The 12,635-nt window shown below is 40.1% G+C and carries 12 protein-coding genes; 1 reads left to right on the top strand and 11 read right to left on the bottom strand.

All coding sequences use genetic code 11. From position 1 onward, the window contains the following. Positions 1 to 29: 29 nt before the first annotated feature. The 7 genes from AC2JBO_RS34915 to AC2JBO_RS34885 form a co-directional block, all read right to left on the bottom strand. Positions 30 to 443 (bottom strand): DUF2231 domain-containing protein, encoded by a 414-nt coding sequence (locus AC2JBO_RS34915; protein ID WP_496958232.1) that lies wholly within the window; start codon positions 441 to 443, stop codon positions 30 to 32. Positions 444 to 924: 481 nt separating this feature from the next. Next, positions 925 to 1,260: a hypothetical protein gene (locus tag AC2JBO_RS34910; protein WP_496958231.1), complete on the bottom strand. Its 336-nt coding sequence runs from the start codon at positions 1,258 to 1,260 to the stop codon at positions 925 to 927. A 241-nt stretch (positions 1,261 to 1,501) separates the two neighbouring features. Then, positions 1,502 to 2,359, bottom strand: coding sequence for a Uma2 family endonuclease (locus AC2JBO_RS34905; protein WP_496958230.1), 858 nt, complete (start codon positions 2,357 to 2,359; stop codon positions 1,502 to 1,504). A gap of 116 nt (positions 2,360 to 2,475) precedes the next feature. Continuing rightward, the gene (locus AC2JBO_RS34900) at positions 2,476 to 4,047 is read right to left on the bottom strand and encodes a DHA2 family efflux MFS transporter permease subunit (protein ID WP_496958229.1); all 1,572 of its coding nucleotides are present in this window, start codon (positions 4,045 to 4,047) and stop codon (positions 2,476 to 2,478) included. A 61-nt stretch (positions 4,048 to 4,108) separates the two neighbouring features. Further along, positions 4,109 to 5,356 (bottom strand): MFS transporter, encoded by a 1,248-nt coding sequence (locus AC2JBO_RS34895; protein ID WP_496958228.1) that lies wholly within the window; start codon positions 5,354 to 5,356, stop codon positions 4,109 to 4,111. A 209-nt stretch (positions 5,357 to 5,565) separates the two neighbouring features. Then, on the bottom strand, positions 5,566 to 7,068 hold the full coding sequence (locus AC2JBO_RS34890) for an HlyD family secretion protein (protein ID WP_496958227.1): 1,503 nt from the start codon (positions 7,066 to 7,068) through the stop codon (positions 5,566 to 5,568). A 247-nt stretch (positions 7,069 to 7,315) separates the two neighbouring features. Next, positions 7,316 to 7,783, bottom strand: a complete 468-nt coding sequence (locus AC2JBO_RS34885) for a MarR family winged helix-turn-helix transcriptional regulator (protein ID WP_496958226.1) — start codon at positions 7,781 to 7,783, stop codon at positions 7,316 to 7,318. Positions 7,784 to 8,383: 600 nt separating this feature from the next. Here AC2JBO_RS34885 and AC2JBO_RS34880 point away from each other — a divergent pair. Further along, positions 8,384 to 9,370: a methyltransferase domain-containing protein gene (locus AC2JBO_RS34880; protein WP_496958225.1), complete on the top strand. Its 987-nt coding sequence runs from the start codon at positions 8,384 to 8,386 to the stop codon at positions 9,368 to 9,370. Positions 9,371 to 9,482: 112 nt separating this feature from the next. On the opposite strand, the gene AC2JBO_RS34875 is transcribed toward AC2JBO_RS34880, so the two are convergent. From AC2JBO_RS34875 to AC2JBO_RS34860, 4 genes are all read right to left on the bottom strand, one after another. Further along, positions 9,483 to 9,758: a hypothetical protein gene (locus AC2JBO_RS34875; protein WP_496958224.1), complete on the bottom strand. Its 276-nt coding sequence runs from the start codon at positions 9,756 to 9,758 to the stop codon at positions 9,483 to 9,485. Between the two features lie 13 nt (positions 9,759 to 9,771). After that, positions 9,772 to 10,401: an NADPH-dependent F420 reductase gene (locus AC2JBO_RS34870; protein ID WP_496958223.1), complete on the bottom strand. Its 630-nt coding sequence runs from the start codon at positions 10,399 to 10,401 to the stop codon at positions 9,772 to 9,774. Positions 10,402 to 10,416: 15 nt separating this feature from the next. Beyond that, positions 10,417 to 11,892, bottom strand: coding sequence for an aldehyde dehydrogenase family protein (locus AC2JBO_RS34865; protein ID WP_496958222.1), 1,476 nt, complete (start codon positions 11,890 to 11,892; stop codon positions 10,417 to 10,419). Between the two features lie 225 nt (positions 11,893 to 12,117). Further along, positions 12,118 to 12,635 (bottom strand): AraC family transcriptional regulator (locus AC2JBO_RS34860; protein ID WP_496958221.1); only part of this gene is annotated, 518 nt, incomplete at its 5' end.

Here is a 12,635-nt window from a genome sequence, read left to right as displayed (position 1 = left end):
AAATAGCAATTAAGAAATATTCTAAAAATCTAGACATAATTATTTAGGAAGCAATTCTGGACTGTGGCGACACCCAAATAAGCAGGTGGTACTTTTAAAGGGTTGCGGTTGCGAATCACCAGGCGCCAAGCTGTAATAGTAACAACAATAGTAGCAAGCGACCAACCCATAACCGTGTGAAAATTAAGAGTTGGCTGTACAGAAGCGTAAACTCGTGCCAAACCTGCTTCAAACTGACCAAATATAACCGCGAGGAAAATTGCGCCGGAAGCAACAAACATATTCCAGAAACTCACCTCAAACAAACGGTGCCTGTGAGTGAAATAGCCTACCACATCGCAGAAAAAATAAAAAAGCACCATTGCAATTACAAAGTGAACAATGACGGGATGTATCGGGTCTGGGTATGGCAAACCTTGATTATTTAAAGACAGGGAAGGCATTTTGTTCTCCTGACTGTAGATAGACTATTAAGTCAAGTTAGCTAGGCAATTATAATTTGAAAATTGCACTAATAACGATGACTATAGTTCAAATTTTAGTTTATGGCTTAGTGCAATACTTAACGATTCTCTCTATAGATAGATTTGTGAATTCTAAATATCATTCTATAGGATGAAGCAAAATATTTTATATTTGGTAATTATCATTAATTATAATATTTAAAAAAAATTTGACAAAAATATACATGTATCTTGTGTATGTAAAAACTTTGTCATAGTCAATACAATTAATTGTCGTATTATATATTTATATTTCTAAAGATAGATTCAAGCAATCTAATTTTTATTTAAAAAAAGAGAGGTTCGGATGGTAGTGCAATTTGATGAGACTCCAAGTATAAACCAGCCCTGTCATTTTAAGTAAAACTGGTGCCTGTGAACTAGGAATTACAAAGCGCGTTAAATTAAACACCCACTTAGTTTAAGTATTTACTCGATATATAGCACAAAGACGGCTAGGCTTAGATATTTTTGCTTTGAACATAAAATTGGGTGGCACATTGATGATAAAATGATTATTTGAATTATGATACTTTTCAAATTCCGCAGGCATTCCCTTGGGTGTAGCTGTGGTATAAGGAACGGGCTGGAATAATAGTTCTGTAAATTCGACGCGATTGCCATTTAATTTATCCGCAATTGCACTAGATATCTGACTCAAAAAGCTTTCATTTTTTAGTAGTTCAAATAGTACTAGCTTTGCATCTGGTTCCAGTGAAAAGCTGCTGTCAAAGTTATCAATAATTTTTAGCGCCATTGTAATCTTAAATAAACAATATACTCATAAAATTTTACAATAAACTCCCAATTAATTTAGATATATAATTAAATTTAATTTAATTTTATTAACGCGCATTAGCGATTATTAATTGGCACCGTTTTTAAAATCTGTTTTTTAATTACTTTAATACTGCACCTTATAAGGGGATGTATATTATATAACCCCCTTTTTGTTCTTAACTAAGCAAATTTAATGACATGAACCGCTACTAAATATGTTATCCGGGGGGCAAATTATTGGGGTCAATGCCTTGAGATAACAAATAAGCTACCAGTCGTTCTTTTTGCTGACGTTCCTGTTCGGCACGTTGGCTTTCTTGTTCGGCACGTTGGCTTTCTTGTTCAGCACGTAAACGTTCCTGTTCGGCACGTTGGCTTTCTTGTTCAGCACGTAAACGTTCCTGTTCGGCACGCTGATTTTCGAGTTCAACTCGTTCGACAGCCCATAATAACAAATTGCCCTCCGCATCCCACCAACGTAACCAGTAACCTGTTCTTTGTTCTTTTGTTCCTTGCCAAGTTCCCAAAAATAAACCTAATGAGTCAATCCAATGGCGCCCATTTTCATCGGGTTGTTTTAATTCGTAGTGCCCGTTTTCAAGCTGGTAAAATTCTAACAAACCCCCATCTTGGTCAAAAATCACATAAATAGGGACTTGTAAAATTTGTTCGTAAAAGAACCATTTACCTGGTGGGTGAGTTCGTTTGACCGAATATTCTTCGCCATCTTTGTCTGATAAAAATTCCATTATAATTGCAGGCACATCACCTTCTAAGTTAGGTGTGTAGCTTTTACGGTCGCTTAGAATCTCGTTAACTGATGGAACATATAGCCAGTCAGGCGCCTTTATGACTAATTGCCCGTTTACAGTTGCACATAGTCCGAAATTAGAGGCTATTAGCATCTGTGCTAAAATCAGACCATAAATTTCTAAAATTTCGCGTAGGGCACCAGCCACAAGTGGGTGACCTGTACTTTCCACTGGTTTATCCTCCAACCGAAAATCGTCGGGCAACGCTTCCCAAGTTATTACCAGTCCAGTTGAAGATTTGGCTTCACGAAGTTGGGTTGCCATAGGTAGTGTATATAAACTAGTTTTTTACTATTCTAATCTGAATTGCAAATTTTACCTTATAATTTGTCATAACAGGCAGGATGCCTGTTCCACTTGTGCTTTGTTCTACTTCTGGTTTAATGTCCAACGGTGCCACCAGTTGCTTTAACTTTCTTAAAGAATAAAATAGCAATACCGCTAACTAATAAAGCAATAGCAATAAAGTAGAAACAATCATTAAAAGCCATTACAAACGCTTCACGGCGAACTACATTATCGATAGATTTGATTGCTTGGTCTTGGGCAGTGCTTAAATCGGCGCCGCGACTGGTAAAATATTGTGTAAGTTGATTGATTCTTTCTTGGGTTTGTGAATTATATAATGAGACAGAATCACCAAGTCGATTTGAATGGAATTGTTCGCGCGTTGTTAATAAAGTTGCTAACGCAGCAATTCCAATTGAACCACCTAAGTTACGCATCATATTGAATAAACCACTCGCTGAACCCGCATCTTTTGGAGGTAAACCTGCTGTGGCAATTGAAGTTAATGGTACCATAATTAATGGTTGTCCCATTGCCCGAACTAGTTGTGACCAAATTAATTGGTCGTACCCTGTTTGATAAGTTAAGCGCGAGTTCATAAAAGCGCTGACTGAAAATAAAGCAACTCCAAGCGCAACCATAAAGCGTACATCAATACGCTGCATGATTTTAGGAAGAAATGGAATAATAAATAGCTGCGGTACACCTGCCCAAATTAGGACTTGACCGATTTGTAGAGCGTTATATCTCTGGATTTGGGCAAGATATAAAGGTAATATATATATAGAACCGTATAATCCAATGCCTAAAGAAACGTTAACAATACTTGCTAAACCAAAGTTACGATTTTTGATTAGTCTTAAATTTATAAATGGCTGTTTGCGCGTTAACTCAATCACAAAGAATAATGCCAAAAATATAACAGCTAGTATACTTAGACGCACAATTAACTGTGAACCAAACCAATCTTTACGACTACCTTCTTCTAATACAACTTGTAGAGAACCTAAACCAATTGCCATTGAAGCAATTCCAAACCAGTCACCTTGTTTTAATAATTCATACTGAGGTTTTTGCTGAGAAATTCCATACCAAACCCCAGCAAGCATTAAGGCGCCAGGAAAGACATTAATATAAAAGCTATAGTGCCAGCTAAAGTTCTCAGTTAACCAACCTCCTAATGTTGGACCTATAGATGGTGCAAATACGGCAGTTATCCCAAATGCTGCTAGTCCCACTGATTGTTTAGATGGTGGTAAAGTGGTTAATACAACTGTCATTGCACTAGGAATTAACACTCCTCCAGTAAACCCTTGCAGCGCGCGGAATAGTATCATTGAATTTAAATCCCACGCATAAGCGCAACAGATAGAAAAGAATATAAAGAAGGCTGTATTGACTAATAAATATCTTCGCAGTGTAAAGACGCGCGATAACCATCCAGATAAGGGAATTACAATAATTTCGGCGACTAAATATGATGTAGATATCCAAGAACCTTCGTCTAACGATGCTCCTAAACTAGCTTGTATTTCTTGGAGCGATGCGTTAGTAATTTGGATATCGAGTACAGCCATGAATGCTCCTAACATACTCGCTAAGACACCTATCCAGGTTCTTAAGGGTATTTCGGAATTAGAGTTTGGTTTATTTGCGACGCTCATGTTTGCCACTGGAGGACTCCTTAAAAGAAGACGTGATATTGAGACGTGATATATCACGTCTCTACATTGTTTTAATGATTCCTTTTTTTTCGTAAATGGGAATGACTATGCGCCTGAGTGATGGTAACTGCTTGGCTAAGAATATTGAGGCTATAATACAAATAATACCGTCGATAATTAATGTAGTCGGCGCCCCAATTCGTTCTGCTAATGCTCCTCCTAATAAGTTACCAAATGGTGTCATTCCTAAGAAGGACATCGTAAATAAACTCATTACTCGACCCCGTTTGTCTTCGTCTACAATTGTTTGTAATACTGTATTACTAGATGCAACTTGTAGAATTGTTCCGAGTCCAACGAATAACATTGTGAGTAGTGAAAGCGGCAAATGGCGAGAAATAGAAAATGCCATTAGCCCCAGTCCGAGAATACTTGCTGCTAAAACCATTACTTTACCTAGTCCAGCTACGGTTTTTCTTGTAGCTAAATATATCCCACCTCCTAGGGCGCCAATTCCCGATGCAGCCATTAAAAAGCCTAGAGTTTCGGCGCCTCCACCAAGAATTTTCTCAGCATAAATAGGTACAAGGACGGTATATTGAATACCAAATAAACTAATTATGGCAGCATGTAATAATATAGTCCGAATTGGTGGAAAACCAAAGGCGTAAATAAAACCTTCTTTGATTCTTTGTATTGGACTAACATCAGATTTGGGAATTCGCTTTGTTTCAATTCGCATTGCTAGTAACCCTATAATTACAGCAATGTAGCTGATACCATCTATTAAAAAACAATAGCCTGCACCAACGCGCGCTAATATTAAACCACCAATTGCAGGCCCTATCAAGCGCGCGCCGTTGAACATGGTGGAATTAACGGCAATGGCATTTGCTAAATCTTCCCGTCGTTCGATTAATTCAGGTACAAACGCTTGACGTGCGGGAGCATCAAAAGCATTAATAAAACCTTGAACCAAGCTCAAAGCAACTATTTGCCAAATTTGAATTGCTCCCGTCAATGCGAGTGCTGCTAACGCTAGCGACTGCAACATTGCTAGAACTTGAGTACCAATTAAAGTTTTATGACGAGAAAATCTATCAGCAAATACACCACCAAAAGGTGATAGAAAAAAACTAGGTATCTGGCTTGTAAATGCGATGACTCCCAGCATTAAAGGGGAGTCAGTTAGACTATAAACTAACCAAACAGTGGCAAGTTGAGTCATCCAAGACCCAATTAGCGAGATACCTTGTCCGGTAAAAAATAAGCGGTAGTTACGTGAACGAAAAGCTGGTAATGGCACCATAGTTAATAAAAATTAAGAGTTGGGAGGTAGGGTGCGTGACGCTATAACAATTCCAAAATAAAACGAATGGTCTAGTAGCGTCACGCACCTTACTAGATCACTAGCTTCGTTTAGGATTTGTCGTAGCGTCACACACCCTACTTACTTCTACTCGTTCTGGTGCGTGACGCCACTAGCTTCGTTTAGGATTTGTCGTAGCGTCACACACCCTACTTTACTTCTACACTAACTTCTGCTGACATCCCTGGTGTAATCCGTGAGTCATATCCTTGAATACTCGCAGGGTCGAAAACTATTTTGACAGGAATACGTTGAACTATTTTGGTAAAGTTACCTGTGGCATTATCCGGTGGTAACAAAGCAAATTGGGCGCCGGATGCTGGTGAGATACTATCTACTTTACCCTTGAATGCGTGGTGTGGAAACGAGTCAAGCTTGACTTCCACACTTTGTCCAGGTTTCATGTTTTCTAATTGGGTTTCTTTGAAGTTCGCTACTACCCAATATTCATTGTTGACAACTGCCATTAGAGGGGTTCCCGCTTGAACTCTGTTGCCAACCTCAACATTTTTTCGACCAATTCGTCCAGCTGCAGGCGCCGCGATGTTAGTGTACGAAAGCTGTAGTTGTGCGTCTTTGAGCGATGCTTCTGCTTGATTAATAGATGCTTTGGCTGCTTCGTATTGTCCTTGGTTGACGTTAGTTTGTTGTCCACCTGCTGTAGCTTGTTGAAGTCCACCTTTCGATGCTGCTAATTTAGCTTGCGCGCTCGTTACTCCTTCTTGCGCTTGCGCTAACCGTGACTGCGCTGCTGCTACTCCAACTCTTGCAGATGCTAGTTTTGCTTGCGCTTGTTGCACCCCTTGTTGTGCTGCACTCTTTTGCGCTACAGCTACATCATATGCTGCTCTTGCTGTATCTAACTGTTGACGCGGGATGGCGCCTTGTTGGAACAATGCATTATAACGGTTGAAGTCTGCTTGAGCCTTTTGTAAGTTAGCATTTGCCTGTGCGACTTGTGCTTGTGCAGCAGGTATTCCAGCTTCAGCTTGTTGTACATCTGCTTGTGCCGCAGGAATACCAGCTTTTGCTTCATCTACGGCAGCTTGTGCTGTTGATATGGCTGCTAAGGCGCCGCTAACATCACCTTGTGCTTGAGTTGTTTTGGCGCTAGTTGTTTGCGATGCTAAAGCAATATTCGCTTGTGCTGCTTGCGCTTGACGCTGTGCTGCTTTCAATGCTGCATCAGCTTGTTGTACTTTGTTTTGATAGTCGCGCTGGTCTAGTTTCACTAATAATTGTCCTTGCTGTACAAGTTGGTTGTCATTAACCAGCACTTCGCTCACTGTACCAGGAATTTTACTGCTGACTTGGTGAATATGTCCTGCGACAGTTGCGTTATCTGTCTCTTGATGGGTTGAGGCAAACTGCCAATAGCGATATCCAAACCCACCCGCAACAACGGCGCCGACTCCTAACCCAGCCAATATAAATCCTAACGGCTTTTTACCTTTCGCTTTTTCCTTTTTCCCTTTCTCTTGCTCATCCTTTGGTACTTCAGGAGCAACAAATGGTGCTTCAGTTGGCACCGTCTCAACGGTACGTCCTTCTAACTTTTGCATATCTGTAACCATCTCCTTCCCGATTACAATCACAGAACTGTTGTTACTACGTCCGTTTCCGTTAAAGTTGTTTGTATTGGTAGCTTCCATGACTTTTACCCACAAATGCGAATACTCGTTGATCAGAATTAATCGTTGATTAGAAGTAAAAAATAATTTATTTCGGACTCTTTTATTTAGTACGCTTATTATACTTTTAATATAATTATACGTCAAATTATTTAGTATGCGTAATATCTTATCAAAATAGATTTGGGGTTTGCATCACCCAATTAGGAGAAGTTGCCGTACATTTAACTCAACTTAAGGAAGTAGAACGGATTTACGCATAACAGCACTAAGATAGATTTGCGATAGCTTTATTGAGGATTTGTGAAAACAACTCGCGTTCAGATGGAGGAATACCCTGCATTACTTGTTCGCGTAGTTCGACTCCAAGGGGAGGTAAAATCGTCTCAAACTCTCGTCCAGCATCGGTTAGCCAAATGCGCCAAATACGACGGTCTTTTGGGTCGCGTTCGCGTCGCACCAAACCGCGTTCTTCCATCCGGTCGAGTACACCTGTTAAAGTGCCTCCTACCTGCTGCAACTTATCGCCAATGCTAGAAGTTGGCAAACCGTCTTCTTGCCATAGACAACATAACACCAGCCAATGGAACGGTGTAAGTCCATACGGCTCTAACTTTTCTGTAAACTTTCGTGTTAAGAGTTGTGAAAGCAGCTTGATACGATAACCGAGACCATGCGGCGCCAGTACCTGCTGCCACGATGCAATTGCTTGTCCACTACTAGATGTCATCACCATACACGATTACTTAGCATACGTAATATTATCATAGCACAGTTATTTTAGAGCGCTCTATGTTTTTAGTTTGGGTTGGCGCCTCTGCTTGAATATGAGGGGTTAGGGGAGAGGTTTAGTTTTTAAACTTTGTGTAAAGTTTAATTATTTTGGCTGAATATAATTAATTTGACTGTAAAGACTATGTTATGTACGTTCGTCCGCATCTCACAGAGCAGTATTGTACGAGCCACGGTGTCTGTTATATGTGAAGAGTTTATAAAGACGTAACAGAATTGGCAAAATACAAATCAAGCAGTTTAAGATTATCCACAAGTAATTACTTATATAAGTAATTGCACTTATGAAAACAGGGTGCTAATTCTTATAAGTGCAGTTAAGACTTAATTTTTGTGATGTCATTAATTCTGGTGGTATATTCCTTTACCACAGAGACTTCTAGACCACAGAGTTCAGAGAATATAAGAAGATTTGCAACGGATTATAAACGGATGTAACGGATGGTTGATCTTAGATAACTAACCCTTTAGATTCCCGATTTCTTAAAGAAGTCGGGAATCTAACCACCCGCAATTTAAATATTAACTACTGAACAATAAGATTATGCAAGTTCAAAATCAGTTTGACTTTAAATTCAGTCAACAAACTCTGAAAAACCTTCGTTGTCCTAAGTGTAGTTCTCAATTAGAGACGATTGATAATAATTTCAAATGTAGAAATAATCAATGTCAAGCTACATACCCTATAGTCAATTCGATTCCAATTTTAATTGATGATGCTTCTAGTATTTTTTCCATTAACGATTTTATCAATTTTGATAGTGCAACACTTAAACCAAAATCGAAAGTAGAAAGACTGATGATAGATTTCTTACCAGGAATCTCTCTAAATATCAAAGCTAAACAAAATTTTCGAGATTTTACAAAAATTTTGCTTAAACAAAATCCTCATCCGAAAGTTTTAGTTATCGGTGGAAGTGTTGTTGGACAAGGTATAGAAGCATTATCTGAAAATCCAGAAATTGAACTAGTCGATATTGACGTAGCTTTTGGTTCTGGAGTTTCGGTTATATGTGATGCTCATAGTCTTCCTTTTGCCGATGCTTGCTTTGATGGAGTTATTGTCCAAGCAGTACTTGAACATGTTGTAGACCCAGTTCGTTGTGTAGCAGAAATTCATCGTGTTTTGAAACCAAATGCACTGGTTTACGCTGAAACACCTTTTATACAGCAAGTACACTTAGGAAGATATGATTTTACTCGCTTCACACATTTAGGACACCGAAGACTATTCCGTAAATTCTCAGAAATTTCTAGCGGTGCCGTTTGTGGACCAGGAATGGCTCTGGCTTGGTCTTACCAATACTTTTTGTTAAGTCTGTTTAAAAAGGAGTCCATCAGAAAAGTTGTAAAAATGTTTGCGCGTGCAACATCATTTTGGCTGCCGTACTGCGATTATCTAATTATTAATAAACCAGGAGCGTATGATGCTGCCTCTGGCTATTATTTTATGGGTAAAAAAAGCGACATAGAACTGAGTGACCGTGAATTAATTAAGCAGTATAAAGGCACACAATCTGCATCCTTCTAACCAAAGTTCCCGTAGGATAGGCGTCTCGCCTGTCCTACAAAAAGAAGGCGCCGAAGATTATTTAGTTCATGCTCAAATTACACCTGAGCAGTTGCGGGCGAGGACGCCTATGCTACAACGCCCCAAAACTATTGACACAAACCACTAGTACCTTGTTTTGCAACTCAATAGGATAGGTGCCCATGAAGGAACTGCGCTGCGGTAACTGGTCGTCCCACTCATCAGGTGGCAAGCAGTTATAAACTACTTTTGTAGTATGCATGGACATTTTTTCGTCCTTTCTAAGAAATGCTACAAGTGGATTCGTTGATTCATTATTGAAGATTATCTCACCAATTTCTTTGAGAGCATCAATGTATTCTCGTAGGCTCTTTAAGTGTTTTACCATTCAAATACTCCTCTTAGCGTCTAAGCAGTTTAAATCCGACTTGCCCTAACTTCTGCTCGTAAGCAAGTTTAATCAACAGCATCATTGCAGGTTCAACAAAGCGTGAGTTTTTTAGCGTTCCAGCATCAATTGGCTCGACATCAAGCTCGCGGAGTAAATCTGCTACTACTTGTTTTGCTGTTTCATCATCGCCGCTATAAAACACTGTCGCTATTTGATCGCCAAAGTGTCGTGAAGGTGAATTTAAAACTTCTGCAAACACTGGCAATGCTTCAACAACACGGGCGCCAGGAGCTAGTTGGGCAATCTCTTCAGCTGCTGAGGTTGTTGTGCCCGCTGCCAAACCACTCATATCAGGTAACAAGGCGTTAACACAACTAAAGAGAATTTTCCCATCTAGCGAACCAGTTGCTTGAAGCGCATCTTTAACTGCTGCATAAGGTACAGATAGTAATACGACATCACCAAATTGAGCCGCTTCAACAGGTGTACCGACAGTGGCATTATTACCAATTGACTGGGCGATTGCAACAAGCTTTGCTTGATCGCGCGAGTAACTAAACATCAGCTTGTGTCCGTTCTGCGCCCATAATTTGCCCAAGCCACTACCCATACTGCCGGCGCCAATAATTCCAATATTCATACCCATCTCCTGTTATTACGACAGATCAACCCACACGGTTTTTGTTTGTAAGTAAAACTCTAAAGCCTCCCAACCTTGCTCACGTCCATAGCCACTCATCTTATAACCACCAAATGGACTAGAGGGGTCAAAGTGTCCATAAGTGTTGACCCAAACAGTACCTGCTTTTAGTTTCGCTGCTGCTTTGTGCGCCTTTTTGATGTCACGACTATGCACACCAGAAGCAAGTCCATATTGGTTGCCGTTAGCAATACGAATTGCATCCTCAAAGTCATTAAATGGAATGATTGAGAGAATTGGACCAAAGGTTTCTTCACGGGCAATCGTCATATTACTATTAACATCGGCAAAAACAGTTGGCTCAACAAAATATCCTTTACCTGTACCAATGTTTGCCGCTTTACCACCTGCCACAAGCCGCGCGCCGTCCCGTTGTCCAACCTGCATGTAATTGAGTACTTTATCGTATTCGCTCTTGTTCGCAATTGGTCCCATCTGACTGTCTGGGTCGAGTGGATCACCAGGTTTGGTACTTAAAGCTTTTTGCCGTACCCGTTCCACTACTTCGTCGTATACAGAACGTTCGACTAACATACGCGAACCAGCGTAACAAATTTCACCTTTGTTGTAAAACATACCATCGTATGCAGTTTGTGTTGCCGCATCTAGATCAGCATCAGCAAAAATGATATTGGCTGATTTACCCCCTAATTCCATCGTCAAATGTTTCAATGTATCTGCCGAATCTTTGATTACTCGAATGCCGCTAGCAGTTGAACCCGTAATTGCTACTTTCTCAATACCAGGATGTGTTGATAAAGCATTACCAACCGTACCACCCGGACCCATCACTACGTTAAAAACACCAGGTGGCACACCAGCTTCTTCCATCATTTGGGCGACCTTTAACGCAGAAAGCGGTGTTGCCGAAGCAGGTTTGTGAATAATAGTGTTACCACAGGCAAGCGCAGGTGCGAATTTGCTAATTGAAAGAATTAATGGAAAATTAAATGGTGTAATGGCAGCAACAACACCGAGTGGTTCGCGCAAAGTATAGGTGTGCAAACCCTTAGTAGTTTGTTTCACCGAACCTTCGATCTTACTTGCCCAGCCAGCATAATAATGAAACATGTTGGCAAGGTGAGGAATATCTACTGTCATTGAGTCCCGAAACAGGCGCCCCATTTCTTTAGCTTGCAGAAAGGCAAGTTCTTCACCATATTTATGAAATAAATCACCGACGCGCCATAAAATTTCGCCGCGCTCATGTCCGCTCATTTTGCTCCATGCACCATTCTCAAAAGCTTCATGGGCGCCTTCGACAGCAGTTTCAACATCTTCAACAGTACCTTCAGCAAGTTGGGCAACAACCGCTTCTGTTGTAGGGTCAATTGCTTCAAAAGTCTTACCACTCGATGAATCTTGCCACCTCCCGTTAATGTAAAGTTGAGTAAATTTAATCGGGAAGTCTGGGCGGTCATATCTCTTCATTTTTGCTCCTCTTATTGAGACTCAAAACTTCATAAGCTAAAAACTTAAAGACTATTTCATGCGTTTGAGAGTGGAAACTGTTGATCACAATAAGGGATGTATTAATTGTGATATTCTACGTTTTTGCTTATTTTGGTACATTCTTGCTTTTTTTTTGCAAATGCATGTTGTAGAGACACGATGTTCCTTGCGTCTCTACGTGCGAATTTTTGTTATACACTTGTATTATTTATTGATAAATGTATTGGGTGTTACACCAACCAAACGTTTGAAGTAACGATTTAGATGGCTCTGGTTAGTAAAACCACATTGGAGAGCAATGTCAGCAATAGAAAACTTTCTTTGACGCAACAACAACTTTGCCCGCTCTACTCGCTGTTGAATCATATATTGATGAGGTGATATGCCCATCGACTGCTTAAATAATCGGCTAAAGTAGTATTGACTCATGCCAACTGCTGCGGCAAGTTCCGCCAACTTTATATCCTGAGCAAGATGGTCGTGAATATACTCGATAGCTCTACTCAATTGGTACTGTGGTAAACCCTTAGAATGAGTAGAGAGATTTGGTTGAACTGCCGAATAATGTCTGATTAGGTGAGCAGCAAGGGCAGTAGTCAGCGAATCGACGTAAAGACGACTATGTATACTGTTTGTTTCGATTTCTGACGCTAGTGCCATACCAATTTGATAAATCAGTGGGTCTGGTTTTGAAAAGTGTGGTATTAGCTTTACTCGCTCAA

The organism is Calothrix sp. CBUCES-K 9914, assembly GCF_059640475.1.
Note: the sequence above shows the minus strand (reverse complement) of the source record. Positions and strands in the feature narration are given on the sequence as shown.

What these genes read in the sequence shown, in the direction of transcription:
- AC2JBO_RS34905 (WP_496958230.1), bottom strand. Translation starts at nt 2,359, where the DNA reads ATGGCAACCCAACTTCGTGAAGCCAAATCTTCAACTGGACTGGTAATA.
- AC2JBO_RS34880 (WP_496958225.1), top strand. Translation starts at nt 8,384, where the DNA reads ATGCAAGTTCAAAATCAGTTTGACTTTAAATTCAGTCAACAAACTCTG.
- AC2JBO_RS34865 (WP_496958222.1), bottom strand. Translation starts at nt 11,892, where the DNA reads ATGAAGAGATATGACCGCCCAGACTTCCCGATTAAATTTACTCAACTT.
- AC2JBO_RS34910 (WP_496958231.1), bottom strand. Translation starts at nt 1,260, where the DNA reads ATGGCGCTAAAAATTATTGATAACTTTGACAGCAGCTTTTCACTGGAA.
- AC2JBO_RS34915 (WP_496958232.1), bottom strand. Translation starts at nt 443, where the DNA reads ATGCCTTCCCTGTCTTTAAATAATCAAGGTTTGCCATACCCAGACCCG.
- AC2JBO_RS34900 (WP_496958229.1), bottom strand. Translation starts at nt 4,047, where the DNA reads ATGAGCGTCGCAAATAAACCAAACTCTAATTCCGAAATACCCTTAAGA.
- AC2JBO_RS34875 (WP_496958224.1), bottom strand. Translation starts at nt 9,758, where the DNA reads ATGGTAAAACACTTAAAGAGCCTACGAGAATACATTGATGCTCTCAAA.
- AC2JBO_RS34895 (WP_496958228.1), bottom strand. Translation starts at nt 5,356, where the DNA reads ATGGTGCCATTACCAGCTTTTCGTTCACGTAACTACCGCTTATTTTTT.
- AC2JBO_RS34870 (WP_496958223.1), bottom strand. Translation starts at nt 10,401, where the DNA reads ATGAATATTGGAATTATTGGCGCCGGCAGTATGGGTAGTGGCTTGGGC.
- AC2JBO_RS34890 (WP_496958227.1), bottom strand. Translation starts at nt 7,068, where the DNA reads ATGGAAGCTACCAATACAAACAACTTTAACGGAAACGGACGTAGTAAC.
- AC2JBO_RS34885 (WP_496958226.1), bottom strand. Translation starts at nt 7,783, where the DNA reads ATGGTGATGACATCTAGTAGTGGACAAGCAATTGCATCGTGGCAGCAG.